Source organism: Clostridium sp. OM02-18AC (genome assembly GCF_003481825.1).
In the GTDB taxonomy this organism is placed as follows: domain Bacteria; phylum Bacillota; class Clostridia; order Lachnospirales; family Lachnospiraceae; genus Brotaphodocola.
Map to the genome: position 1 here is coordinate 51,688 of NZ_QULW01000006.1, position 25,140 is coordinate 76,827.

Below are 25,140 nucleotides of genomic sequence, written 5' to 3' on the forward strand. Positions count from 1 at the left end.
CTTTACAAGTATGCACAGGTTTTCTGTAACGATTATTTTTTGTTGATTGTAGCACAGGCGAACAGGATTTGTCCATGATTTATTCTGGTTACAATTTAAAAAATTCCAACCGGATTTTTTCATCCCAAACCAGGAAATTATGTTTCGGAACACTTTTTTCTGGGCAATCCTGCATGAGATGTGTATTGAAGGTTCCTTTCGGATATGCTAAACTAAATGGATATTAAGAAAAACACTCAGAAACAACTTACTTTTCACTGCACAGCATGAGGAGAACTGCAATGTACACTTACGCGTGGTATCACTGGCTCACTTTCTTTTATATCTACTGTTTTTTCGGCTGGATCTTCGAATCTACCTATGTATCCCTAAAGCAGCATCGTTTTGTCAACCGGGGATTTTTACGTCTTCCCATGCTGCCTTTATACGGAACCGGCGCAGTCATGATGCTCTGGGTATCCCTTCCAGTCAAAAATAATCTGTTTCTGGTTTACTGTTCCGGCGTTGTTGCTGCCACACTTCTGGAATATGTGACCGGTTATGTGATGGAACGTCTGTTTAAGGTCCGTTACTGGGATTACAGCAATCAAAAGTTTAATCTTCATGGATATATCTGCCTGACCTCTTCCATCGCCTGGGGATTTCTTACCATCTTCATGACGGAAGTGATTCACAAGCCGATGGAACGCTTTGTACTGAACCTGCCGCCAGCACTGGAATGGTGTCTGCTGGGCGTAATCAGCGGATGCTTTGTCATGGATACCATCCAGTCCACCAAGGAAGCACTCAATCTCGCCAAGGCACTGGAACGTGTTGCAAAGCTGCGGGCCGATCTGGACGAAATGCAGGTACAGCTTGCTTTATTGAAAGCTGAAACAGCACAAAATATTGAAACCGCCAAAGAAGAGTTGCGCATGACTGTGGCTGAAAATATTGAGTCTGGCAAAGAAATAGCAGCCGCACGCAAAGAGGCTCTGGAAGAAGCCGTTGCTGCCGGAAAAGAAAAACTGGCAGAAACCGCCGCTGTTCAGAAGGAACGCCTGACCGAAGCAGCTTCCGCACGGAAAGAACGTCTGACCGAGGCGGCTTCCGCGCAGAAAGAGGCACTGGCAACCGCTGCCGAAATTCACCGGGAAGCCATTGCTGCACGGAAGGAAGAACTGGCAGAAGCAGTGGAGGCTCACAAAGAAACGATTGCCGCACGCAAAGAAGAGTTTGCAGAGGCACTGGAAGCTCACAGAGAAAACGTCGCTGCACGCAAAGAAGAACTGGCTGCAGCAATCGATCTCAAAAAAGCTTCCCTGGCAGCCCGCACCAGCAGTCTGAACGAAAAGATTGCCGACACGAACCGCCTCTTAAAAAACCAAAAAACAATTGGGCGTCCTTCTATTCTGCGCCGCAACCCATCTGCAGTTTCCAGACATTTTGCTGATGCATGGAAAGAACTGTATAAAGAATGGGATGATCAAAACCACGCTTGACCGGGATCATGATTCAACATTCCGGTTCAAATCGCCTGATTGCAGCACCGGAGGCATCTTATGGATTTAAAACAGATCGAATACATTGTAAAAATTGATGATGAACACAGCATCACACGTGCTGCGGAAAAACTTTTTGTAACCCAGTCCGCCTTAAACCAGCAGCTTCTTCGTCTGGAAAAAGAACTGGGCGCCCCGCTCTTTCATAGAAGCAAGGTGGATATGCGCCCCACGGAAATCGGTCAGGTTTATCTGGATAACGCAAGAGAAATCCTGCGGATCAAACAGCGTACCTACAACCTGATCAACGACATGACGGATGCCAAAAAGGGGCGTCTCTCCATCGGCTTCACTCCGGGTCGCGGAAGCGAAATGTTCACCCATGTCTACCCGGCATTTCACCAGTCTTACCCAAATGTCATTGTAGAACCACACGAATTAAGCGTACACCGCCAACAGCAGATGATTGCCCAGGGAAATCTGGATATCGGATTTCAGACGCTGTCCGAACGCCAGCGTACGGACAGTGAATACATAAAACTTGGTAAGGAAGAGATTTTTCTTCTGGTTCCAAGCATTCATCCGGCTGTAGAACAGCTCTCGGCAAAACCAGTTTCCCCACTCCTGCATTCAGCGCAAAACTCCGGTCAGACAGATCCAGCTTCCATTTCTTCTGCCTTTCCGATTGCCGACTTAAGCCTGTTTCAATATGAACCATTCGTGTTGATGTACAAAGAATCCACGATCCGCGCCATCACAGATGATATTTTCCGCAAATCCGGATTCACACCGAATGTTCTCTTTGAAACCTCCAGCAACAATACCGTGCTTTCCATGATCCAGGCAAATCTCTGCTGTGGAGTTGTCCCGGAACACTACGTGCGCAATCTGCCGCCCAGCGTCAGCTGTTTCGCCTTTCCGTCCCACCCATCCTGGGATATTGTGGCCAACTACCGTAAGAACGGATATCTGAGTGAAGCCGCCCGATATTTCATCGAGCTGGTGCGGAACTTCTGGAAATAGCAATTTAAGTATACGAAACAAGAAAGGGCCGAAAGCTTCCGCCCCGCCGTATGGCGGGGCAGGAACTTTCGGCCCTAATCATTGCGTTCACGGTATGGTTATATTTTAGTATGCTCTTCCCCAGTATACCATCTTTTTAGCCGGCTTGCCGCAGCATACGCACTTGTCGGAGAGGGTCTCCTGTGCGAACGGCATGCAGCGGGAAGTTGCTGCGGTATCTTCTTTGATCTTGTCTTCGCAAGCCTGATCGCCGCACCACATTGCCTTTACAAAACCAGGTTTCTCGTTGATGGTCTTTACAAACTCATCATAAGTGGTTGCCACATAGGTATGGGAATCGCGGTGTGCTCTTGCACGCTCCAGCATATCGTGCTGAATGGTGTCTAAGAGTTCGCTTACCTTTGTCTCGATTTCATCCAGGGAAACGGTTACTTTCTCATGGGTATCGCGGCGTACCAGTACCGCCTCATTGTTCTCGATATCTCTCGGTCCGATCTCAACACGTACCGGAATACCACGCATCTCAGACTCACTGAACTTCCAGCCCGGGCTCTTGTCGGAATCGTCGACTTTCACCTTAAAGTTGGAAAGAACATCTCTTAACGCAAATGCTTTGTCCAGAACGCCCTCTTTCTGCTGCTGGATCGGAACGATCACAACCTGGGTCGGAGCGATTCTCGGCGGCAGTACCAGACCATTGTTGTCACCGTGTACCATGATGATGGCACCGATCATACGGGTGGTCATACCCCAGGAAGTCTGATGGACATACTGCAGGGTATTGTCTTTTGCTGCATACTGGATGCCGAATGCCTTTGCAAATCCATCGCCGAAGTTATGGCTGGTACCGGACTGCAGTGCTTTTCCATCGTGCATCAGGGACTCGATGGTGTAGGTTGCCTCTGCTCCTGCAAATTTCTCTTTGTCGGTCTTCTGTCCGCGGATAACCGGGATTGCCAGAACCTGCTCGCAGAAATCTGCATACAGATTCAGCATCTGGATGGTTCTTGCCTCTGCTTCTTCTGCAGTTGCATGTGCGGTATGACCTTCCTGCCACAAGAACTCTCTGGAACGAAGGAACGGACGGGTGGTCTTCTCCCATCTTACAACGGAACACCACTGGTTATATACCTTCGGCAGATCGCGGTAGGAATGAATGTCTTTTGCGTAGAAATCGCAGAACAGGGTTTCCGAAGTCGGACGTACACACAGGCGCTCCTGCAGCGGCTCCAGACCACCGTGGGTTACCCATGCAACCTCCGGTGCGAAACCTTCTACGTGATCTTTCTCTTTCTCAAGCAGGCTCTCCGGAATGAAGATCGGCATATAAACATTCTGAACGCCGGTTTCTTTGAAACGGCGGTCCAGCTCATGCTGAATATTCTCCCAGATTGCGTAGCCTGCCGGTTTGATGACCATGCAGCCCTTAACGCTTGCATAATCACACAGCTCTGCTTTTTTTACCACATCCGTATACCACTGGGCGAAATCTACGTCCATGGATGTGATTGCTTCTACCATTTTTTTGTCTTTTGCCATGGTTAATCTTCCTTTCTTGAAAATATTAAAAAAGTCACCCGGTCCTTTGCCATCTCTGACAAGGGACCGAATGACCAGATAAATTCGGCGGTACCACCCTGATTAGCACTTTCTACATAAAAAGCACTCGCTCTATGCTCCGTTAACGCCGGAAACTACGCTGCAGTTCACTGCAGGACTCCAAGGCCGGTTCAGCACTCAGGGACATGAAAGTCTTGCACCAAAATGACTCTCTCTCTGAAATGTAGTGGATGCTTACTAATCCTCTTCACTGTCATATTGTCTTATAAACATCTGCCGCATACGACTCAGACGGACATCTTGAAAGCCGCTTGCACCGCATAACTGCATGCTTGATTTTAAGGCATTTTTTCTGCTTTGTCAAGGGGCTGCGCTATGCGTACCACTTCCACCAGATTCGTGTGCTGAGCATTTCCGCGCGCATAAGGGGTCGGGTGCTGTGAAGTCAGTACATTGATGCTGCCAGCCATATCGGTGCCGTCCTCATCCGGTCGGTACCAGGCTCCCTGGGAGATTGCGGTCACGCCCTGCATGATCCGCTCGGTAATGTGGACCGGCATACGAATCCTGCCGCGGTCATTGAACACTTCAACCAGATCCCCCTCACGCAGGTCACGCGCAGACGCATCAGCCGGATTCATCCACAAGGTCTGGGGATCCAGCCTGTGCATAGTCCGATTGTTGTCATGAATGCTGTGACAGCGCCGTTTGGTATGCCATCCGGTCAGCTGCAGCGGATAGCGAAGGGAAAGCGGATCCTGCGGTCCTTCCACAGGCGGAATATAACGCGGAATCGCCGGCACAAATTCCGGAAATGTTCCACGATAAACCTGTTCTGAAAAAATTTCAATTTTACCGCTCCTGGTCGGAAACGGAACCCGGTCCGGATCCTGACATTCTTTTTCAAACGCCGGATGAACCGGTTTCTTTTTGTAGCGGAACAGTGCCTGCTGCTTAAATGTCTGGTAATCCGGCAATTCTGTCTCTGTTTTTTTCAGATCTTCATATAAATATTCCAGCCATTCCGAAGATGTGCGTCCACAGGTAAACGCTTCTTTTAAACCAAGCCGCTCTGCCACTTCTGCCAACCAGTCATATTCAAACCGTCCTTCATAAAGCGGATCCAGAACTTTGTTATTAAATCCGAGGAAATTGCCGTACTGCCAGGGCATAGTGATATTCTCACACTCAAACATAGAAATGCCCGGAAGCAAAATGTCGGCAAATTTTGCACTGGCAGTCATAAACAGATCACTGCACACGATAAACTCACATTTACTCTCATCCTGTAAGATCCGCGCAGTCCGGTTGATATCGCTGTGCTGGTTGATCAGACAATTGCCTGCCAGGTTCAGGATCATCTTAATATCACGTTCCAGTTTCACCGGTTTTTCAGAACCATCCAGCCATTTCACACCATCCAGTTCTGTCATATCATGCCCATGCAGGACTGCATCGGTCCATAAAAATACCGGGATCTGACGGTTATATGGATTTTTAAGCTTGGGCCACGACGGATTTTTATGTTCGGTCCAATCAGCAGTTCCGCTCGCCCAGCCTCCGGAAATTCCCACATTTCCAGTCATACAGGCAAGTAAAATTCCGCCCCGCGTGCTCTGTTCTCCGCTTGCATTCCGCTGCGGACCATACCCCTGGATCAGGGCTGCCGGTTTTGCCTGCGCATAACGGATGGCAAGACTGCGGATGGTTTCTGCCGGTACCCCGGTGATAGTTTCTGCCCACTCCGGAGTTTTTTCCACTCCATCCTTTTCTCCGTACAAATAGGAAAGATAGCACTCCGAAGGATCCACGCCTTCCGGCATATGGTTTTGATCAAATCCGAGACAACAGCGGTCTAAAAACACCTGATCCTGCAGCTTCTCCTGCACGATGACCCACGCCATGGCATCCATCATGGCGCTGTCGGTTGCCGGGCGGATCGGGATCCACTCTGCATCCAGGCGCATGGCCGTATCGTTTTTGCGCGGATCGATCACAATGATCGGAATTCCTTTTTCCTTTGCACGAAGGAGCACATGCATCGTAATGCTGTCAAATTTCGTTTCTTCCGGATTATGCCCCCAGAGAAGTATGAGCTTCGCATTCAGCCAGTCCTCCGGATTGTGCCCGGTCTGGTTCGTGCCATACATAAGAGGCGTTGCGTGGCGGATGCACGCGGTACTGTAGGAATTATAGTAATCCAGAAAACCACCATCTAAATTCAAAAGACGTTTGGCCAGATTATTTCCCCGGTTTAAGGCGCTGATTCCGGTCGCATAGTTTACATAGCGGGAACCAGCTCCATACGTGTCACGGATACGGATCCATTCCGATGCAATGATATCCACTGCCTCGTCCCAGCTGATCCGTTCAAATTTTCCCTCCCCGCGTTTTCCCACCCGCTTCATGGGATAGCGCAGACGGTCTTCTCCGAGATAAGTCTTATGATAATTCATGCCACGCACGCACGCAGTCAGCGGAATTTCTCCATCCGGGGCATCACACGGGCGCTCCGTACTGAGATGGTCAATCTTGCCGTCTTTCATGTGAACGCAGATCACGCAGCGTCCTCCGCAGTTGTTTCTTCCCGTGGTACGGATGGTTTCTGTTGCCTGCACTTTTGTTATTTCTGTCTCTTCTGTCACTTGCATTTCTGTTCCCTTCACTTCTGCTGCTTTCGTTTCGGTTCTTTCCTTTCTGCTGTCTACGCTTCTGCTTCCCCCGCTTTTTCTGCTTTCATTTCGGTTTCTTTCATTGCTGCTGGCGGCTCTTCTGCTTCCTTCATTTCAGGTTCTTTTCTTTCTACTGGCGGCTCTTCTGCTTTCTTCATTTCAGGTTCTTTTCTTTCTGCTGACGGTGCTTTCGCTGTCTGCGTTTCTGCTGCACTTACTTCCGGGCGAGAATTTCTCCGGCGGTCATGCCCCTTCTTTTCGTAGTATTTCTTCTTATCTTCATACATTTTTGCATCTGCTTCTTTTAAAAGTGCATCGAGTGCATCGCATTCTTCTTTCCAGATTGCACCGATAGAAAGGCTGATATGATGCTGACGCGTATTCAGTTTCAGCTGCGACAGTAAAAATTCAAACTGCACTTCCAGAACATCCGGATAAACCACCACGAATTCATCGCCGCCGATCCGGTAAGTGTGTTCCGGAAAAACTGCCACGATCTGCTGGGCAGCCCGACGGATAAAGGAATCGCCCGCCTCATGTCCCTGTTCGTCATTTCCCTTCTCCACATTCTGGTATACGATAAAAAGCACCACAGCCGTCGTAACGACCATGAGCAATATCTGTAATGTTTTTCTAATCCGGCTATTCATTCTTATCCATCTTTTCTTTTCATGCGGCACATATCGTTCGATATGCGGGCGGATAAATTATAACTTTTTCATTTTATCATTGTAATAAATCCATACTACCATAATTCCACATTCTTTTCCACGAAAAAACAGGTAAAAACAATACAAAAAGAGACTATCACCCGGCAAACTTCAATTGCCTGAGTGATAATCTCTTTTTAAAACGTCACCATTCAAACCGAATGACTGTAAATTTTAGTAAAACATCAGGGATCCAGGTCCTAACGGAAGACCAAGCAGATACCATACCGCAAACATTGCGATCCAGCCAATCAGGAAAGCAAGGGAGTACGGAAGCATGGTGGAAATAACGCTTCCGATTCCTGCCTTTTTATCGTACTTCTGGAAGAATGCTACCGTCAGCACGAAGAATGGCATTAACGGAGCAATGATATTGGTACTGGAATCACCAATACGGTAAGCAACCTGGGTCAGCTCCGGAGAGAGACCAAGACGCATGAACATCGGCACGAAAATCGGTGCCATGATTGCCCATTTTGCAGAATCCACTGCAATGAAAATATTGATAAATGCAGTCAGTACAATAAAGCAGATGACCAGCGGCAGTCCGGTAAACCCTACAGACTGCAGGAAATCCGCACCGGAAACAGAAATAATGGTTCCCAGATTTGAATAGTTAAAGCATGCTGTAAACTGTGCTGCAAAGAAGATCAATACCATAAAGCTGGATAAGCCACTGATTGTTTTATTCATCAGGGCAACTACGTCTTTGTCGTTTTTGATGACGCCGGCTCCGATACCATAGGCAAGACCTGGAAGTAAGAACAGCAGCATCATAAAGAAAATGATTCCGCTCATAAACGGAGAGCTTAAGAACGAATGGGTCTCCGGATTGCGCAGCAGACCATTGGTCGGAACTACAAGGATTGCGATCAGTACGACATAAACCAGAGCTGTGATGCCTGCAAAACGCATGCCGCGTTTCTCATTTTCTGCGATATCCTGAACCTGCTCAGAAGCATCCGGAACATACGGAGTCAGACGCGGCTCGATCAGTTTGTCTGTTACCAAAGTTCCGATCACGGTGATCAGAACGGTGGATGCCATCATAAAATACCAGTTTGCAACCGGCAGAACGGTATAGTTCGGATCCAGCATCTGGGCTGCCTGGGTAGACATACCTGCAAACATCGGGTCATTGGTACCGATCAGAAGGTTTGCACTCCAGCCGCCGGATACACCGGCAAATGCTGCTGCCAGACCGGCGATCGGATGACGGCCAAATGCCATAAACAGGATTGCGCCAAGCGGAACCAGTACAACATATCCGGTAGAGGATGCGATATTGGACATGATTCCCAGGAATACAACCACTGCAGTCACCATTCCCTTCGGGGTGGATGCTGCGACTTTGCGAAGCAGTGCAGACATGAAACCGGTTCCGTCTGCAACACCAACACCGATCATAATGGTAAATACGGTTCCCAGTGCAAAGAAACCGGTAAAATTACCAACCACGGTGGTTACCATGTGGCGGATGCTGTCCGGAGCAAGCAGGCTAACTGCTGCCACTGTTTTCTGGGTGATCTGCCCGGAAGCGCTGTCCAGAAAATCATAGGTTACAGAAACTCCGCAAGCTGCACAGATTGCGGATAAAACGATAACAATTCCTGTTAAGATCAGGAAAATGGTTGCCGGATTCGGCAATCCGTTTCCGACACGTTCTACGGTATCAAGCGCCCGCAGAATAAACCCCTTTTTTTCTTTTGTTTTTGCCTGTGACATGTTACTTTTCTCCAATCATGATTTTAATAATTTCATCGTTGGTCTCTTTCATTCCCTCTTTGCCCAAGCGGCCAACATTTTTTAACGTATCCTCGACTCCTTTGGATACAATACCGTCTCCACCGTAGAACTGCTGTCCGCGGATATACATATTATATCCAAGAATCCCGGCATCTACTGCAGAAGCGATTTTTGCCGCACAGGATGCCTTTGCTCCGTCGCACACAATTCCGGAAACAATAGCCAGCGCATTCACAACTGTATGAATGACTTCCTTGTATCCGCCGCCGCAAAGATAAGCAATTCCTGCTCCTGCTCCTGCGCCCGCTCCGACTGCCCCGCAATATGCAGACAGACGTCCGATCGGTGTCTTTACATGAATGGTCGTCAGATTTGCCAGCATCAGTGCACGGTAACGCATTTCTTCACTGACTCCCAGCTCTTTGGCATATACGATCACCGGAACGGAAGTTGTGATTCCCTGGTTTCCACTGCCAGAATTGATCACGACCGGAAGCTCGCACCCGTTCATGCGGGCGTCGGAACCTGCAGCTGCCATAGCCTTTGCCCGAACCCTGACATTATCTCCATCCATGGCTAACAGCACTTTTCCGATATTCGCTCCATACTCATGCCGGATACCTTCCTCTGCAATTGCCATATTGCAGCTGATCTGCTGGTCCAGAAGTTCTTTTACATCGGCCACGTCTGCGGTCGTCGCGAATTCCCAGATATGCTCCATGTCCAGAAGACTTCTGTCTGTAAGTCCTTCCTCGCTGTCACCCGCTACCGGAAGCTGCTTCAGGATCTGTCCATCTTTTTCGATCAGCACAATATTCGTATGGAAGTTTGCAATACGTACTTTCACGTAGGATTCCCCGCGATACAGGATCACAATGATATCGAAGGTACACCCCTCGTCAATGTGCTCCACTTCGATGGAGGTTGTCTCCATAAACTGCTTCATCTGAATGATCTGCTCCGGAGTCACCTGTGCGATCACTTCCAGCTGTTTCTCCGGATCTCCGGCTATGATCCCGGCTGCAACCGCTGCATCAATGCCTTTAAGATGATCCGTATTCGGAACAATGACCGATTTTACATTCTTAATGATACTTCCACTTGCCTGAACCTTCACTCTGTCTGGCATCCCGCCAAGTGTCCTGCGGGCCACGGCACCTGCATATGCCAGTGCGATTGGCTCAGTACATCCCATAGCCGGAATCAATTCTTCTTTTAAGATCTGAATATATGCCTGATAACGCTGATCCGACTTTTTCATTCCATTTGTCCCCTTTCCTGTTTCGTATTTTTTAAATGGATCTAATTTAAAAAATAGATTCTATCATTTTGGCTTGCCTTATTGATAAAAACATCGTAACATAAAGGTGGATTAATGTAAAATTTAAAGTTTTTATTATATCGTTTAATTATTTTTAATCTTCGAACGGAGGATGTTATGGAATACCGTGAAATTAACACGTTTTTGCATATCGCACAGCAGCAAAGCTTTTCCAAAGCAGCCAAACAGCTTGGCTATTCCCAGGCCGCTGTCACGATCCAGATCAAACAACTGGAAAAAGAACTGAATGTCCATCTGTTTGACCGGATCGGGAAACAGATTTCCCTGACACACCAGGGGCAGATTTTCTATAACTACGCCATCTCGATTGTCAAAAGCATGGAAGAAGCAAAATCCGCTGTTTCCAATGTGCTGGATGTTTCCAATCTAAATGGTCAGCTCTGTCTTGGAACCATTGAATCCATCTGCGCTTCCATTTTTCCGGAACTGCTGGCAGAATACCACCATCTTTACCCAAATGTCTCCATCAGTATCATCACCGATTCTCCAGACGTGCTCCTAAACCGGATGAACGAAAATGCCATCGACATCGTGTATATTCTGGACCGCCGCATCTACGATACCCGTTGGCACAAAACACTGGAAAGCCCGGAACGCAATATCTTTGTCGCTTCTCCAAAGCATCCCCTGGCACAAAAGGATCACGAATTAGGACTGGACGAAGTCCTGCATTTTCCATTTCTCCTCACAGAAAAAAATGCAAGCTACCGCTACATGCTGGAGCAGTATCTGGCCTCAATCGACCATTCTATTCAACCCTTTCTGGAGATCGGCAACACGGAATTTATCATTCAGATGCTCTTAAAAAATATGGGGATTTCTTTTCTGCCTGAATTTACGATCCAGAAAGAACTGGAACAGGGGCAGTTAAAAGAACTGAAGGTCCGCGATTTTCACATGCAGACCTGGCGGCAGATTTTTTACCACAAGGATAAATGGGTAACCCGGGAAATGCAGGAATTTCTGAAACTGGCAGAAAAAATGGACACAAAAAAGCAGCAGAACACCAGATGATATTCTGCTGCTTTTGTCTGTACTGCATAGCGCGGATGCAACACCCGCGCGTCCGTATCTTTATTTCTGGCTTTCCTCATAACACTGGCGTACTGCCTGTGCCAGCTGGTCTGCGCAGGAAGTATCTCTGCTTCCGCAGGTATTGCCATGAAGCACATTGTAGACCTGATCAACGGTCATGCCGTCTACCAGCTTGCTGATCGCTTTTAAGTTGCCGTTGCATCCTTTTGTGAATTCTACATTCTTTACTACATCGCCCTCTAAGTCAAAAGAGAGGGAAGTCGGGCACACATTGTGTGGTTTTACGGTGTATCTCATCCTATTTTCCTCCTAATGTTTTTTGCAGGCTCCAATCGTGGAAATGGCTGCCGCAAACAGCCTCCTGCTTTTTTAATCAGTCGCTGTCTGGCAGCAGCTTGATCCGTACAATGATCCGGCGGACAAAACCGCCTTCGGGAACCTCAATATCTTCCTCATGACTCTGGGCCGGGAACTCGCCGCCCTCTTCCAGCTCCAGCATCAGCCAGTTGTAGGCTGCTTCTCTTGCATCGTCCAGGGCATCCTCCAGATCCGGTCCGTCTCCTTCGCAAAGTTCCAGATCCGGGAACACGATATGGAAACCGTCGTCATCTTTATGCGGTGTGATTACCGCAGGATAGGTAAATGTCATTTTCCTGCCTCCTGTTTCATTTTATTGCATTGTATATCGAGGAGACGCCAGTGGCGCATCCGCTGATTCCATGCAGCACTTGCACTCCGGCTACGGAAATATTTCAACAAGGCAATATCAGTATACGACATTTTTTTTCATATGTAAATGGATTATCTTCAGTCTCTTAGCCGGTTTTCCCATGGACCCACCTCTTTTTGATTTGTACTTCCTTTGTACATGTTCTAGTCTGCCCACCTGCTTTCGATCTATGCAGTCAATTTGCAGGAAATCCGAAATGCCGCCTCTTTCCCGGAAATTCCATCGCCCGTCGCAGGCACAAACCATTTTTCATCAGGAAGGAAACGCGCCAAACTGCCGGAATATACCGCCAGACGGATTCTGCCGGAACGTTAACTGCTTTCCGGTCACCGGATGGGTAAAGGTGAGTTCAAATGCTGCCAGAGCCACATCTGTCCTTGGTGCACGTCTGGGGATACGTGTTCCTGGTTCTGCCGGTTGTCTCTGTGAAAACTTCGGATTATAACGGTTGTCTCCCCAGATTGGCATTCCATGCCCGGACATCTGCACCCGGATCTGGTGATGACGTCCGGTAAGCAGTTCAATCTCCGCCAATGTCAATTGCCCATACGGAGGAATCTCCTTTGTTTCCAGGGCCCGGCAGATCAGTTCCGCACGTTTTCCACCTTTTATCCCCATATCCACAATCCGTGACACATTTTCTTTTTCATCTTTCAACAGATAATCCACATACTTTTCCACATTATCCACAGGTTTTCCACAGAGTACCGTCAGGTATTTTTTATGCATTTTCCCTTCAGAAACCTGTTTGCTCAGCGCAGCTGCTGCCTTTTTTTCTTTCGCGTACACCATAACACCGCTCACCGGTTTATCCAGCCTGTGGATAACTCCCACATACGGTTCCGTGGATTTTGTGGACAGGTTGTGATTATCCTCACGATTCTTTGTGGATAAGTATCTGCGTATTTCACTGACCATGTCTGCCTGGAAACCACGTGCCGACTGTGACTCCATCCCAACCGGTTTCCAGACAACCAGAATCGCTTCATCTTCATATAATATATTCAACATCTCATTATGCTCCTTCGCGTTTGGATTTCTTCTGTCTTGTAAATCCTGTTTTTGTATGTTTGATCTGCTTTTTCTAATTTCCGGGTAAATAGTTTGATTTTCAAAATTTTTAAAGGAAATCCCTTGCATTTTTCTCCCCAAAGCTGTATAGTATATAAAACAATTACATGTAGTTTTGAAAACTACATTCATTTTATTCTTGTTTTCCTATTTAAGGAGGGATCGTCATGACACTGAAAATCAAAGACCCGGGCAGCGCCCTGACGCATTTTATCGCCATGATTCTGGCACTGTGCGCCTCATCACCACTGATCATAAAAGCAGCACAGGAACCCGGTCTGGTCCACGTACTGGCACTTTCCATATTTATTACCAGCATGATCCTGCTTTACGCAGCAAGCACGATTTACCACACCCTGGACATTTCTCCAAAAGTTAACCGTATCCTGCGTAAGGTAGACCACATGATGATTTTTATTCTGATCGCCGGAACCTATACACCGGTCTGTCTGCTGGTTTTAGGCGACCGCACCGGCGGGATCATGCTTGGACTGGTATGGGGCATTGCCGCTGTCGGCATTCTCATCAACGCCCTGTGGATCACCTGTCCAAAATGGTTTTCTTCCCTGGTTTATATCGCCATGGGCTGGATCTGTGTTCTGGCTTTTGGAAAGATCATTGCAGCACTTCCGCGCCAGGCTTTTGGCTGGCTTCTCGCGGGCGGCATCATCTATACGGCAGGCGGTGTGATCTACGCACTGAAACTTCCCATTTTCAACCAGAAACACCGCTACTTTGGTTCCCACGAAATTTTCCACCTGTTTGTGATGGGCGGAAGTCTTTGCCACTACATCATGATGTATGCTTTCGTGGCCTAGTGGTTTTCGGACGCAGCAATCAGCTGCAGCTTTTCTTTCCGGCTCAGCTGCTTGAGAGCCCATTCCCGCTTCATGGCTTCCTGTTTTGTGCTGAATATCTCATGATATTTCAGCACAACAGGCCGGCGGGTTTTGGTGTATTTTGCGCCTTTCCCGGCATTATGGGCCTGTACACGTTTTTCCAGGTCATTCGTCCAGCCGCAATAAAGCGTTCCATCCGCACATTCCAGAATATATGTGTAATTTTGAGCTGACATTCTTTTGCCTCCGACAATTCGTCACGGTTCACAGGTTACATCGTACCATAAGAACGCCGCCCCGGCAAGGATTCCCCGCTTCGGATGCATTATATTCCAAATCGGCAAAATCGGCTGCCAGCGCGGTATCATACAGATTTTTCAATTCAAAAAATCCCGGCATGTGAGCAGTAACAAACCACCAAACTATGTAGGCAGCGCCTGCTGCTTGCAAGCACAGCATGCGCCGCCCAGGTTTCCCTGATCTATGAAAAGCACCGGCCTGATGCGGAATGCCAGGCTGTTTTCTCTTTGCAAAAATTCTTCTTTCCTTTATAAAAACCAAATCGTTCTGTACATTCCAGTTTCTCTCGAGCACCTCTATACGATAGGATACGCAGTTTTTTTATTTTTGTGCATCCGGATTCAGATTTCTTTTACCAGAATCAGACAGTCTCCGGGATTTATTTTTTCTTCCAGAAGCTCATTTGATTCCATGACCGACTCTTTTGTGGTATGAAACCGTTTTGCCACGCTCCACAGGGAATCCTGCGGCTGGACGATATAACCAACAATTCCCGGCATGCGCTTCATCTTTTCGCTATCCATCGGCTGAATCTGCGCCTGAAAAATCACTGGATACTGCTCCGGCTGCAATACGAAAACATCTAGGGAGATCACCGCCCGGATTTCCGCCTGTCCACCTCCTGCCATAACCGCAGTCAGCTGTTCCAGTCCCGGCTGCAGATGCCAGATGCTGTCCTCCCGGATTCCGGGTACTTCTGCTTCATAATGAAATGGAACGATGCGGGTAACGGCCTGCACCGGTCTCGCATCATCGTCTGTCAGATAAAGAATTTTCACCTCCAGGACGCCATCCATAACCAGTGCATTTTCCCGCACTTCTGCCGCATCCATCTTGACACTTCCGCTGCTGTGACAGATTTGAAGGACCCGCGGTTCCAGTTCCATTCCCACTTTTTCCACAAGTTTACACTTTCCGCAGTTGCGGCTTAAGATGCGGTCAAACACAGCCTCTCCGGTATCCAGTGTAATTTCCCGGTTTGTCGCATACAGATCCTGCAAAAGCATCAGCTCCTGCTCTTCATAAAGACGTACATCCAGTTCAATCACTGCATCCACAGAAAGTTCCCGCATTTCTCCGTCATAATCCGGTTTTTCTTCCAGATCCCGGTGAATCAGTTTCAAGCCAATGGCAGGAATCATCTCTGCAGCAGCGCCCTGCATCTCCACTTCTCCGGAAAATGGAATGCTTTCTTCGATCCATTGAATCTGACCACTTTCCCCGCCCTCATAAAGTGCAAAAATCAGCAGGGTGCCTTCCAGATGGATCTGACCATCCAGCGGTTTTGCCGCACTTCCGGAAAGCTTGATTTCCGTCCACAGCATCCGCTCGATCGCCGGCTTGTTTCCCGGCAGCGTCACATCCTGTTTTAAGCGCCAGGTATCTTTCCTGCGCAGGGCAATCACAGCAGCCGGCACCTGTTCTTTTTGGATTTGAAGACGTACTCCGTCTGTCTTCAGCTTTCCGGTATCTCTTATCTCCACTGCGGCCTCCGTATCATACAGTGCCTCTGCCTTTGCCTCCAGTGTCACAAGCGCCTTAATCCCCAGTTTTCTCGAATTGATCATCTCAGTATTCAGATCATCCAGCTGCCAGGATACACTCACAAAATCCTTTTCTTCCAGATCCGGTATGTTGATGATCTCCTCAAACGGGATTGCGCCGCCAAGCGTCTGCAGTCCGCCCTCTTCTTTCCGGTAAAGCACATGAAATTCCAGCTTTCCCCTCACCGTGATCCGTTCCCGCTGAATCCGGACCGGTTCCAGCGAAATCACCCCCGCATCCAGGATCACCTCACTGATATCGCTCATCGTGTCCGGAACAATAAAATCGTCATCCAGAGTCACCTGTGTCCCTGTCTGGCTTTTCAGACGGTTCCTGTGCAGATTCTGTTTTTCCAGCTCCAGCATAAAAAAGCACCCACCTTTCTTTTTGTATCGGAAACCCTTTACAAAAAGTCTATGTGGATGCTTTTTCTTTTATTCTTCTTTGAAATCTTCTGCCATTTCCCCTTTCAGTCGGGTCAGCTCTTCCTCCAGTTCTTTGATGCGCTCTTCCATTTTGCTGAAATGCTCCATAGTAACTGCTTTATTCTTGTTTTTGATCGGTACACCAGCCACCTTGACCGGGCGTGCCGGGATGCCGACTGCAGTGGTATCGTTGTCCAACGGTTTTAACAGCACTGCATTCGCAGCAATGTTACAGTTATCTCCCACTTCAAAAGCACCAAGGATCTTTGCGCCACAGCCTACGGTAACATTGTTTCCAAGCGTTGGGTGACGTTTTCCCTTGTTCAGACCAACACCGCCCAGGGTAACACCCTGGTAAATGGTACAGTTATCTCCTACTACGGTTGTTTCACCGATCACAACACCGCAGCCATGGTCAATCAGAATACCGTGACCAAGCTCTGCGCCCGGATGAATCTCGATCAGTGTGAAAAAGCGGGCAATCTGCGAGATCAGACGCGCAATAAAAAACATGTGATGTTTATAAAACCAATGCGCAAACCGGTGCCAGATCAAAGCGTGCACACCCTGGTAAAGCAAAAGTACCTCCAGGGCACTCCGCGCTGCCGGGTCACGTTCCTGTACTGCTTTCACATCGGTCCAGATATCTTTTAAAATCATAAGTTCATCCTCCGCAAGCATTTATGAATCCCATTCTATCATATGATGTCGCGGAAATACAAGTGTTACTGAAAAATGACGGGCTGTTCCAGATACTCTGTTTTTATGACGACAAAGGGATACGATTTTTCCACCCCTGTCGTTTCTCCCGTCTGCGGTCCCAGAAGTTCTGTATCTGTTACAATCGCATTTTCCGTCAGGTAAAGTTCTTTTACGGAAATACTGTAACCCCCGGTTTCCTGTTCCCCATACCCGACAACTATGTACAGATTCTGATCATCGGTATACGTCAGCTTAAACGGTCCCATCTTTTTTTCTTCGATCACATTTTTCAGTTCTTCCGGAAGATCCGTTTCACCAACCACCGTAAACTCCAGGTCGCGTACCTTTTCCAGTTCTTCTTTCTCCACGCTGCAGGCCGTTAAAAACCGCACCACGAAGACCCATGCCAGAAGAGCCACTACAACCAGCACTTTCCCACTTGTTTTCTTTCCCATAACAGCCTCCCCGAAAATATGTTTATTACTAAACTATTCTCCCCGGGAGGAATTTATACGCTGCTGTTCAAAATTATTTTCGGTTTCCGGTCTTTACATCCACCTGATTGCGCATCTGATTTTTTTCTCCAGCCAGATACTTCTCCAGATTTTCTCCGGTAATCCGCACGATGCGCTCGAAGGTTTCCTGTAAGTGGAATTTTCCGGCACTGTGCGGGGTAATGATGGCGCGCGGCGCATCCCACAGCGGATGGTCAGCCGGAAGCGGCTCCGGTTCGGTTACATCCAAAGCACAGCCCGCAAGGCTGACTCCCTCACGCAGAACTTTATTTAACGCATCACAATCTACAGCGTCGCCGCGGCCTGCATTGATCAGATAACTGCCCGGCTTCATAAGGCGCAGTCTGCGCTCATCCATGATGTGGTGGGTAGCCGGAGTGCTCGGTAAAATAAATACTGCAAAATCTACCTTCGGAAGAACCTCATCCAACTGGTCCATGGTATAGATCTCGTCGATAAAATCTGGTTTGTCCACCACATTGCGTCGGATTCCGATCACATGGCTGCCAAGCGCTTTCATGCGCTTCGCATACTCGCTTCCGATATCGCCAAGACCGGCAACCAGCGTCGTGGAATTCCAGATAGAGGTTACACTTCCCTCCTCCTTCCATGCATGATTTACCTGATTCTTCATATACAAATCCATTTTCCGGCAAAGCATCATGGACATGGCAAGCATATGCTCAGAAACAGACAGACCATAAGCACCGGTCGCACAGGTTAAGATCGTATCCGGTCCAATGATGCCCGGCTTGCAGTATTGGTCAGAACCGGCGGAATTCAGCTGTATCCACTCCAGATGGTCGTTCTGCTTCACCAGTTCCGGACTGATGTTGCCAAAAATGATGTCGGCTGCTTTGACTTCCTCAGCTGTGGCAGTTTTGATCGTGGTGTAATGAAACTTGCAGTCCGTTCCGATTTTTTCGATATAAGACTTGTGTTTGTCGCCAAACGGCATTGCTACTAATATGTTCTTCATGGGGGATCCTCCGTATTTGGTTATTTTATTGTTTCATTTTAGACCAATTCAGGAAAATACACAAGAAAAACGTTGTCGCTTGTTTTCAGAGATATGGGATGGTAAAATAAGAAAACAAAAGATACTGGCTAGGCACAATAAAACACGGAAAGGACTTTCCCATGAAACTTCTGATCGTAAGACACGCTGACCCTGACTATTCCATCGACTCCTTAACACCAACTGGCTGGAAGGAAGCACGGCTGCTCGCCGAGCGGCTTATCAAAACTCCGGCAGACGCTTACTACGTTTCCCCGCTTGGCCGGGCAAGAGATACCGCCTCCCTGACGTTAAACGAACTCGGACGCACTGCAACGGTATGCGAATGGCTGCAGGAATTTTCCCCACGCATCATAAAACCTGGCATGGACCGTACCTCCTGCATCTGGGACTGGCTTCCGGAACTCTGGACGAAAGAACCCCGCTACTATGACCCGGAAGAATGGTATCACACAGAAGCCATGTGTTCTGTCAACGCAGAGAAAGAATACAAGTGGGTTACTACAGAATTTGATCGGCTATTAGCCGCACACGGCTATGAGCGGGAAGGATTCTACTACCGGGCTGTAAAACCCAACCGCGACACCATCGTGCTTTTTTGCCATTTTGGCGTGGAATGTGTACTGTTAAGTCACCTGATGCATGTCTCCCCCATGCCACTCTGGCACAGCCTGTGCGCAGCGCCATCTTCGGTCACAACCATCTACACCGAAGAGCGCAGGCAAGGCATCGCCAGTTTCCGCGTCAGCGCATTCGGAGACACCTCACATCTTTACGTGGCAGGAGAAGAACCTTCCTTTGCAGCACGGTTCTGCGAAACCTGGGACAATGAAGAAGAGCGGCATGACTGATTGCCGCTCTTCTTTGCTTTATTTTCATTCTAATTTATTTCTGCTCTTCCCGGCTGCAGATGGCCACCCGGTGCTGATATTTCTCTCTGGTAGCCATGCCACCGCGGATATGCCGCTCAGACTTATTAATGTTCAGTACAATTCTTGCCCGGGCTGCCAGCGCCGGATTTATGTATTCCAGACGATCCGTGACATCCTTGTGGACCGTGCTCTTGCTTATCCCAAATTTTTTCGCAGTCTGACGCACCGTAGCATTGTGGTCTATGATGTAATTGGCAATGGCGATGGCCCGCTCTTCAATATACTCTTTCAAAGGAAAACCCCTCGGAATTCTTTTTTACAGTCTATGAAGCATTCTGAGGGGTTATACTATTTATTCTTAATTATGCCATACTATATTCCAGCATTTCATACGCCACGCGGCATCCTTCGCTGATCTCAGCCGGAAGCAGCGCCCTGGCTACACACTTTTCTTCTGCAGCTGCATCATCCACACGCTGCAGATACGCATAATCTCCATCAATTCTTGCTACTGTGTACTCTACTCTCTCAAACATAGCTTTCTCTCCTTTTCATCTCCCGGCCAAATAGCCGGTTTAAAATCCGGTCACATAACATCGTGTACAATGCAGCAGCCACGTTCGTAGCGATTCTTAACACAACCGCTCCTGCCAGCCCAAAAGCCCCAGATGCAATATAGAGCGCCCCAAATGTGTTGAAAACGGTCTGCCATGCATATCCGGCGGAAAACCCAACACCAATTCCACCCAGGATTCCCAGATACGGGTGCAGAGACTCAGGAAGCAGGAAATATAAAACCGTAAAAACGGTACAGCCCAAAATGTTGTACATCCCACGGGTCTTTGCTCTCGGTGCCATATCGCCGGAAAACGGCAGACACACCGACATGCAGGCAATGCCCGCCCACATGGCTCTGGGCAGTCCCAGGAGATTCATGATCAGGAGCGCTGTTGATACGGTCAGTGTCATGCGGATGTACCACCAGTTTCTCGCCGAACGAATGTGAAACTCCCGGAATAAATCCAGAAAACTCCTGCGGTATGGACGCAGCTTCTGATTTTTATAAAAAACAACCATGCAGATCAACATTCCGGCTAAAAGTCCCAATATGCGCTTTTGATAATCAGCTCCGCTTACATCGTATCCCTGCAGAAGCAGATAACTCAGTACAAACGTCGAATGGTTTGACATGATCACATTGTGGCAGCCAAGCACCATCAGGATCATGATACAGATACAGTTCACGAAAAACGCATAGCCCGGTGCCAGCATATTCGAAATGCGCGGTCCTGCCATCAATACGGCAAAGATCAGTCCGACGCAGATGAGACCATGCGATGTACGGATTCCGAAATCTGCCTGACGAAGCACCAAAAGTGCCAGCAGCACCACAACGCCTGCAATGCTGTTGACCGAACCAAACAGCACACTGAACGCGGTCACCACTGCGAAACAAAACGCAACCACCAGATATACCTTAACATTATAAATAAGGATATGACGTTTCTTTTCTTCTTTGTTTTCCGTCCGCCGGATCAGATTCTTGGAACCTGCACAGCTTAATTGCAATTCCTGATATACAGTCATAACATCCCTGCCTTTTCTCTGAATTCGTATTAAGAACTATATCCTGTACCGGCCGGAATGTCAAATGATTTGTGAAAACATTTTTGCGACCATGGAATATAATCAAAATGAACGATTGCTGAACGATTTTCATCTGTCCAGGTTGACATTGGAAACTGCCCTATTTATAATCGTTCTGATGGCTCCGGCAGCACAAATCATACAAACGCTGACATTCTTTCCAAAACTGCGGGAGCAGCAATCACACAAAATAACGACGTTTTACAGGAGGCAAATCGGGCAATGGCAAAGAAAAACGCACGCAATACCCGCGGCAAGATCGTAAATGCCGCATGGAAGCTCTTCTACGAGCAGGGCTATGAAGATACAACCGTAGAAGAGATCATTGATCTGTCCGGTACATCCAAGGGATCTTTTTACCATTACTTTGATGGCAAAGACGCGCTCCTTTCTACCTTAAGTTCCCTGTTCGATGAAAAATATGAAGAACTGATCCAGGAACTGACACCGGAAATGACTGCCATGGACCAGCTGCTATTCCTGAATCAGGAGCTGTTTCGCATGATCGAGAACAGCATTTCCCTGGATCTTCTGGCACGGCTTTACTCCACCCAGCTCACCACAAACGGAGAAAAACATCTTCTGGACCATAACCGGATCTACTATAAGCTTCTCAAAAAGATCATTGCCAAAGGACAGGCAGACGGACAGCTCAGTACCCGTTCCAATGTCAACGAGATGGTAAAGCTTTATGCACTCTGTGAGCGTGCCCTACTCTACGACTGGTGTCTCTGCTCCGGCGAATATTCCCTGGTGGAATATGCCGCAAAAGTAATGCCTGGATTTTTAAGCAGCTTTCAGCCTTAACGGGTTGGAAGCTGTTTTTTTGCTGTATTGTACCTCAGAATTTATGTGCCTTGCATCCGTTTATCAAAAATATATTTTTCGTATCGGTTTTATTTTTACAAATCGTCTAGTTACTATTCATTGTATTTAAGCCATTTTTATCATTTTAAGTTTATTTTCGTACAGTATTCATTCTATACGTTATTCTGTATTGTAGTCTAAAAAAAGCTATGTTATAATCGAGCACATCATATTGCTGGGCACATACACAAAAGCACAAATAGAATCCCGTTTCTATTTAAGCATACGCAAACAGCAATGGGAATGAGGAGGAAAAAACTATGTTATCAGGACAGATTGGAATTCTGGCTGCCATTGTGATTTATCTCGCTGCAATGGTATACGTCGGATTCTATTTCAGCAAACAGGGCAGCGGCGATTCCGCTGATGATTTTTACTTAGGAGGACGAAAGCTCGGACCATTTGTAACCGCCATGAGTGCAGAAGCCTCTGACATGAGCAGCTGGCTCTTAATGGGACTGCCAGGGGTCGCTTATCTTTCCGGTATCGCAGATGCAGGCTGGACCGCCATCGGACTTGGTCTTGGAACTTATCTAAACTGGCTGATCGTGGCACAGCGTCTTCGCCGTTACTCCGTTGTATGCAATGCCATCACAATCCCGGACTTTTTATCCAGACGTTATCACGATCATAAGAATATCCTGATGTGCATCTCCGCGATCATCATCCTGATTTTCTTTATTCCTTATACTGCTTCCGGATTTAAAGCCATCGGAACGTTATTCTCCAGCCTGTTCGGTGTGGATTATCACATGGCTATGATCGTCGGTGCGGTCGTCATTGTCGGCTATACCGTTATGGGCGGATTCCTTGCAGTATCGACCACCGACCTGATCCAGAGTATCGTTATGACCATCTCCCTAATCGTGATCGTTTTCTACGGTATCCATATGGCTGGCGGCTGGGATCAGGTTGTAGACAATGCAACTTCCCTGGCTGGTTACCTTTCCATGACACACATTCACGACCGCGCAAGCGGAAGCGCTGCACCGTACAATTTTTTAACCATTGTTTCCACACTGGCATGGGGACTTGGCTATTTTGGAATGCCGCACATTCTGCTTCGTTTCATGGCCATTGAGGACGAGAAGAAACTGGTTCTCTCCCGCCGGATCGCAACGGTATGGGTTCTGATTTCCATGTGCGTTGCAATCCTGATCGGTATCATTGGTTACGCTGCTTCCGTAGCCGGTGCAATCCCGCTCTTTACCCAGAGTTCTGAGTCCGAGACCGTCATCATCCAATTCGCTCATCTGTTGGGACAGCACCGCTTCCTGCTTTCCTTAGTCGCAGGTGTCGTTCTCGCCGGTATCCTGGCCTGCACCATGTCCACCGCAGACTCCCAGCTGTTAACCGCCGCTTCCGGTGTCTCCCAGAACCTTTTGCAGGACTTCTTAAAGATCAAAATGAGCACCGCCGCTTCCATGATGGCAGCGCGCCTGACGGTTGTCGCAATCGCGATTGTTGCAATCTTTCTGGCATGGAATCCGGACAGTTCCGTATTCTACATCGTCTCCTTCGCATGGGCCGGTTTCGGTGCCGCATTCGGACCGCTGGTACTTTTCTCCCTGTTCTGGAAACGTACGACCCTGCAGGGTGCACTTGCCGGAATGGTAGCCGGTGGCGTGATGGTGTTTGTATGGAAATATCTGGTCCGTCCGATGGGCGGTACCTGGAATATCTATGAACTGCTTCCGGCATTCATCGTATCTGCTCTCGCCATCGTGATCGTATCCCTGGCAACGAAAGCTCCGTCCGAGGAGATCTGCAGGGAATTTGATTCCATAGGAAAATAAACAATTTGCTATAGGAAACACAAAAGGGCCGAAAGCTTCCGCCCCGCCGTATGGCGAGGCAGAAACTTTCGGTCCTTGTTCATTGCGTTGATGATATTGCTACATAAAATCTGCCTGACAGTACATGATCACGCCATCCTTCATGGTCAGCTGGGGGACGATGACCTGATGACCGGTGAATGTATGTCCGGTTCTGTCGCAATAAGGCACTTCTTTTTCTTTCACTTTAAAGATCACAAGATCTGCTTCGGTTCCAGGTGCCATGGAAGCCAGGCTTTCCCGGTGCACCAGTCTTGCCGGAACACGGGTTACCGCATCCAGGACTTCACCAAGGCTCATGCCAAAATCCAGGTATTTGCTCATGATGCGCGGCAGGCTGTGCAGCGGCTGTAAAAAGAAACCGGAGGTATTGATATCCGAACTGATGATATCCGGCTTAAAGCCCTGGGCTACCGCCTTCTGTGCAACTTCAAGATCGAAATTATTGCAGCCGTTGCTGGCATCAAACAGGACACCGCGCTCTCTGGCCTTTAAGAGCCCCTCACGAACCTTTCCGTCCGGACCCAAGCAGGTTTCCCTGCCCTTTCCCTGATAAATATGACAGATCATATCGTCTTTTCGCAGGATCTCTGCCAGCTTTTCCAGATCCATCACCGGATTTGTAACGTGAACCGATACATTGCAGCCAAGCTCTTCTGCCAGATCCACGGTTGCACGGATCGATTCCTCTGCATCTTCCGGGGCAATGATACCAACAGACATGCGGCTCTTCAATCCAACCAGGTTGTCCGGATATTTCTGAAACAGTTTTTTGATCTTGGGAATATCAAAATATTTCTTTTCCAGATGTTCCGGATAGCGGTCGGTCACCTGACCGCCGCTTCCGACAAGGAGCATATTTAAGATGCGGACATCGCTGTGTGCCATGACGCTTTTCTGGTAAAGCTCATAATTTGCAGCTCCACAGCTTCCGCCATCCACTGCGGTTGTAACACCGCAGGGGAATGACGCAGCATCCGGGTTGATGCCATTTTCCGTTCCATGATTAAAATAGTGCACATGATAATCGATCCAGCCGGTTGTAACTTTACATCCAGATGCATCCACTACCTGGTACTCTCCGGACGGGATGCCGGAGATCAGCACTCCGTCTTCCACCGCAATATCCTTCTTCTCCCATTTCTGTGCAGCCGGATCATAAACTTCTCCGCCTCTGATTACAAATGCTCCCATTGAACTTGCTC

The 25,140-nt window shown here is 48.2% G+C and carries 25 protein-coding genes and 1 other annotated feature; of the genes, 7 read left to right on the plus strand and 18 right to left on the minus strand.

Annotated features, from left to right (window positions below):
- The first annotated feature begins 281 nt into the window (after window positions 1-281).
- Both DXB18_RS05825 and DXB18_RS05830 read left to right on the plus strand, forming a co-directional pair.
- Window positions 282-1,481, plus strand: coding sequence for a putative ABC transporter permease (locus DXB18_RS05825; protein WP_118706521.1), 1,200 nt, complete (start codon window positions 282-284; stop codon window positions 1,479-1,481).
- A 60-nt stretch (window positions 1,482-1,541) separates the two neighbouring features.
- A complete protein-coding gene (locus DXB18_RS05830) occupies window positions 1,542-2,504 on the plus strand; it encodes a LysR family transcriptional regulator (protein ID WP_118540173.1) in 963 nt (320 codons plus the stop codon).
- Window positions 2,505-2,609: 105 nt separating this feature from the next.
- Here the strand turns inward: DXB18_RS05830 and proS are convergent, their stop codons facing one another.
- The 5 genes from proS to DXB18_RS05855 all read right to left on the minus strand — a co-directional run bounded on the left by proS (window position 2,610) and on the right by DXB18_RS05855 (window position 10,453).
- Window positions 2,610-4,043: a proline--tRNA ligase gene (proS, locus tag DXB18_RS05835; RefSeq protein WP_118540174.1), complete on the minus strand. Its 1,434-nt coding sequence runs from the start codon at window positions 4,041-4,043 to the stop codon at window positions 2,610-2,612.
- A gap of 58 nt (window positions 4,044-4,101) precedes the next feature.
- Window positions 4,102-4,324: a binding site (T-box leader), on the minus strand.
- A 78-nt stretch (window positions 4,325-4,402) separates the two neighbouring features.
- Complete coding sequence (locus tag DXB18_RS05840; RefSeq protein ID WP_118706523.1) at window positions 4,403-6,715, minus strand: DMSO/selenate family reductase complex A subunit; 2,313 nt, start codon at window positions 6,713-6,715, stop codon at window positions 4,403-4,405.
- Between the two features lie 53 nt (window positions 6,716-6,768).
- Window positions 6,769-7,386: a diguanylate cyclase gene (locus tag DXB18_RS05845; protein ID WP_118706525.1), complete on the minus strand. Its 618-nt coding sequence runs from the start codon at window positions 7,384-7,386 to the stop codon at window positions 6,769-6,771.
- A gap of 234 nt (window positions 7,387-7,620) precedes the next feature.
- Window positions 7,621-9,171 carry an AbgT family transporter gene (locus tag DXB18_RS05850; protein WP_118706527.1) on the minus strand — a complete coding sequence of 517 codons (1,551 nt, stop codon included), beginning with the start codon at window positions 9,169-9,171 and terminating at the stop codon, window positions 7,621-7,623.
- A gap of 1 nt (window position 9,172) precedes the next feature.
- A complete protein-coding gene (locus DXB18_RS05855; RefSeq protein WP_118540178.1) occupies window positions 9,173-10,453 on the minus strand; it encodes an L-serine ammonia-lyase, iron-sulfur-dependent, subunit alpha in 1,281 nt (426 codons plus the stop codon).
- 177 nt (window positions 10,454-10,630) lie between these two features.
- Here DXB18_RS05855 and DXB18_RS05860 point away from each other — a divergent pair, with 177 nt between their 5' ends.
- A complete protein-coding gene (locus DXB18_RS05860) occupies window positions 10,631-11,548 on the plus strand; it encodes a LysR family transcriptional regulator (RefSeq protein ID WP_118706529.1) in 918 nt (305 codons plus the stop codon).
- A gap of 60 nt (window positions 11,549-11,608) precedes the next feature.
- Here the strand turns inward: DXB18_RS05860 and DXB18_RS05865 are convergent, their stop codons facing one another.
- The 3 genes from DXB18_RS05865 to DXB18_RS05875 all read right to left on the minus strand — a co-directional run bounded on the left by DXB18_RS05865 (window position 11,609) and on the right by DXB18_RS05875 (window position 13,310).
- Window positions 11,609-11,866, minus strand: a complete 258-nt coding sequence (locus DXB18_RS05865) for a TIGR03905 family TSCPD domain-containing protein (protein WP_118540180.1) — start codon at window positions 11,864-11,866, stop codon at window positions 11,609-11,611.
- Window positions 11,867-11,942: 76 nt separating this feature from the next.
- Window positions 11,943-12,218 carry a type II toxin-antitoxin system HicB family antitoxin gene (locus DXB18_RS05870; protein ID WP_118533499.1) on the minus strand — a complete coding sequence of 92 codons (276 nt, stop codon included), beginning with the start codon at window positions 12,216-12,218 and terminating at the stop codon, window positions 11,943-11,945.
- Window positions 12,219-12,551: 333 nt separating this feature from the next.
- The gene (locus tag DXB18_RS05875; RefSeq protein ID WP_118706531.1) at window positions 12,552-13,310 is read right to left on the minus strand and encodes an RluA family pseudouridine synthase; all 759 of its coding nucleotides are present in this window, start codon (window positions 13,308-13,310) and stop codon (window positions 12,552-12,554) included.
- A 227-nt stretch (window positions 13,311-13,537) separates the two neighbouring features.
- Between DXB18_RS05875 and DXB18_RS05880 the strand changes: the two genes are divergently transcribed.
- A complete protein-coding gene (locus DXB18_RS05880) occupies window positions 13,538-14,188 on the plus strand; it encodes a hemolysin III family protein (RefSeq protein ID WP_118540182.1) in 651 nt (216 codons plus the stop codon).
- Here the strand turns inward: DXB18_RS05880 and DXB18_RS05885 are convergent.
- The 6 genes from DXB18_RS05885 to DXB18_RS05905 all read right to left on the minus strand — a co-directional run bounded on the left by DXB18_RS05885 (window position 14,185) and on the right by DXB18_RS05905 (window position 18,675).
- On the minus strand, window positions 14,185-14,445 hold the full coding sequence (locus DXB18_RS05885) for a GIY-YIG nuclease family protein (RefSeq protein WP_118540183.1): 261 nt from the start codon (window positions 14,443-14,445) through the stop codon (window positions 14,185-14,187). The genes DXB18_RS05880 and DXB18_RS05885 overlap by 4 nt on opposite strands.
- Before the next feature lie 28 nt (window positions 14,446-14,473).
- Entirely contained in the window at window positions 14,474-14,668 is a 195-nt protein-coding gene (locus tag DXB18_RS16045) for a hypothetical protein (protein WP_207665766.1), read from the minus strand.
- A gap of 182 nt (window positions 14,669-14,850) precedes the next feature.
- A complete protein-coding gene (locus DXB18_RS05890) occupies window positions 14,851-16,419 on the minus strand; it encodes an SPOCS domain-containing protein (RefSeq protein ID WP_118540185.1) in 1,569 nt (522 codons plus the stop codon).
- A gap of 69 nt (window positions 16,420-16,488) precedes the next feature.
- Window positions 16,489-17,139 carry a serine O-acetyltransferase gene (gene cysE, locus DXB18_RS05895; RefSeq protein ID WP_118706533.1) on the minus strand — a complete coding sequence of 217 codons (651 nt, stop codon included), beginning with the start codon at window positions 17,137-17,139 and terminating at the stop codon, window positions 16,489-16,491.
- 65 nt (window positions 17,140-17,204) lie between these two features.
- On the minus strand, window positions 17,205-17,636 hold the full coding sequence (locus tag DXB18_RS05900) for a protease complex subunit PrcB family protein (protein WP_118540187.1): 432 nt from the start codon (window positions 17,634-17,636) through the stop codon (window positions 17,205-17,207).
- Between the two features lie 73 nt (window positions 17,637-17,709).
- The gene (locus DXB18_RS05905; protein ID WP_118706535.1) at window positions 17,710-18,675 is read right to left on the minus strand and encodes a D-2-hydroxyacid dehydrogenase; all 966 of its coding nucleotides are present in this window, start codon (window positions 18,673-18,675) and stop codon (window positions 17,710-17,712) included.
- Window positions 18,676-18,836: 161 nt separating this feature from the next.
- Between DXB18_RS05905 and DXB18_RS05910 the strand changes: the two genes are divergently transcribed.
- A complete protein-coding gene (locus DXB18_RS05910) occupies window positions 18,837-19,565 on the plus strand; it encodes a histidine phosphatase family protein (RefSeq protein ID WP_118706537.1) in 729 nt (242 codons plus the stop codon).
- Window positions 19,566-19,599: 34 nt separating this feature from the next.
- On the opposite strand, the gene spoIIID is transcribed toward DXB18_RS05910, so the two are convergent.
- The 3 genes from spoIIID to DXB18_RS05925 form a co-directional block, all read right to left on the minus strand.
- The gene (gene spoIIID / locus DXB18_RS05915) at window positions 19,600-19,878 is read right to left on the minus strand and encodes a sporulation transcriptional regulator SpoIIID (RefSeq protein ID WP_118540190.1); all 279 of its coding nucleotides are present in this window, start codon (window positions 19,876-19,878) and stop codon (window positions 19,600-19,602) included.
- Window positions 19,879-19,948: 70 nt separating this feature from the next.
- A complete protein-coding gene (locus DXB18_RS05920) occupies window positions 19,949-20,122 on the minus strand; it encodes a chorismate--pyruvate lyase (RefSeq protein ID WP_118540191.1) in 174 nt (57 codons plus the stop codon).
- A complete protein-coding gene (locus tag DXB18_RS05925; RefSeq protein WP_118706539.1) occupies window positions 20,115-21,173 on the minus strand; it encodes an FUSC family protein in 1,059 nt (352 codons plus the stop codon). Before DXB18_RS05925 ends, DXB18_RS05920 begins: the two co-directional genes overlap by 8 nt.
- A gap of 282 nt (window positions 21,174-21,455) precedes the next feature.
- On the opposite strand from DXB18_RS05925, the gene DXB18_RS05930 reads away from it, so the two are divergent.
- Complete coding sequence (locus DXB18_RS05930) at window positions 21,456-22,040, plus strand: TetR/AcrR family transcriptional regulator (protein ID WP_118540193.1); 585 nt, start codon at window positions 21,456-21,458, stop codon at window positions 22,038-22,040.
- Window positions 22,041-22,360: 320 nt separating this feature from the next.
- Window positions 22,361-23,896, plus strand: coding sequence for a sodium/proline symporter (locus DXB18_RS05935; RefSeq protein WP_118706540.1), 1,536 nt, complete (start codon window positions 22,361-22,363; stop codon window positions 23,894-23,896).
- Between the two features lie 99 nt (window positions 23,897-23,995).
- Here the strand turns inward: DXB18_RS05935 and DXB18_RS05940 are convergent, their stop codons facing one another.
- Window positions 23,996-25,129 carry a metallo-dependent hydrolase gene (locus DXB18_RS05940; protein WP_118706542.1) on the minus strand — a complete coding sequence of 378 codons (1,134 nt, stop codon included), beginning with the start codon at window positions 25,127-25,129 and terminating at the stop codon, window positions 23,996-23,998.
- Window positions 25,130-25,140: the final 11 nt, after the last annotated feature.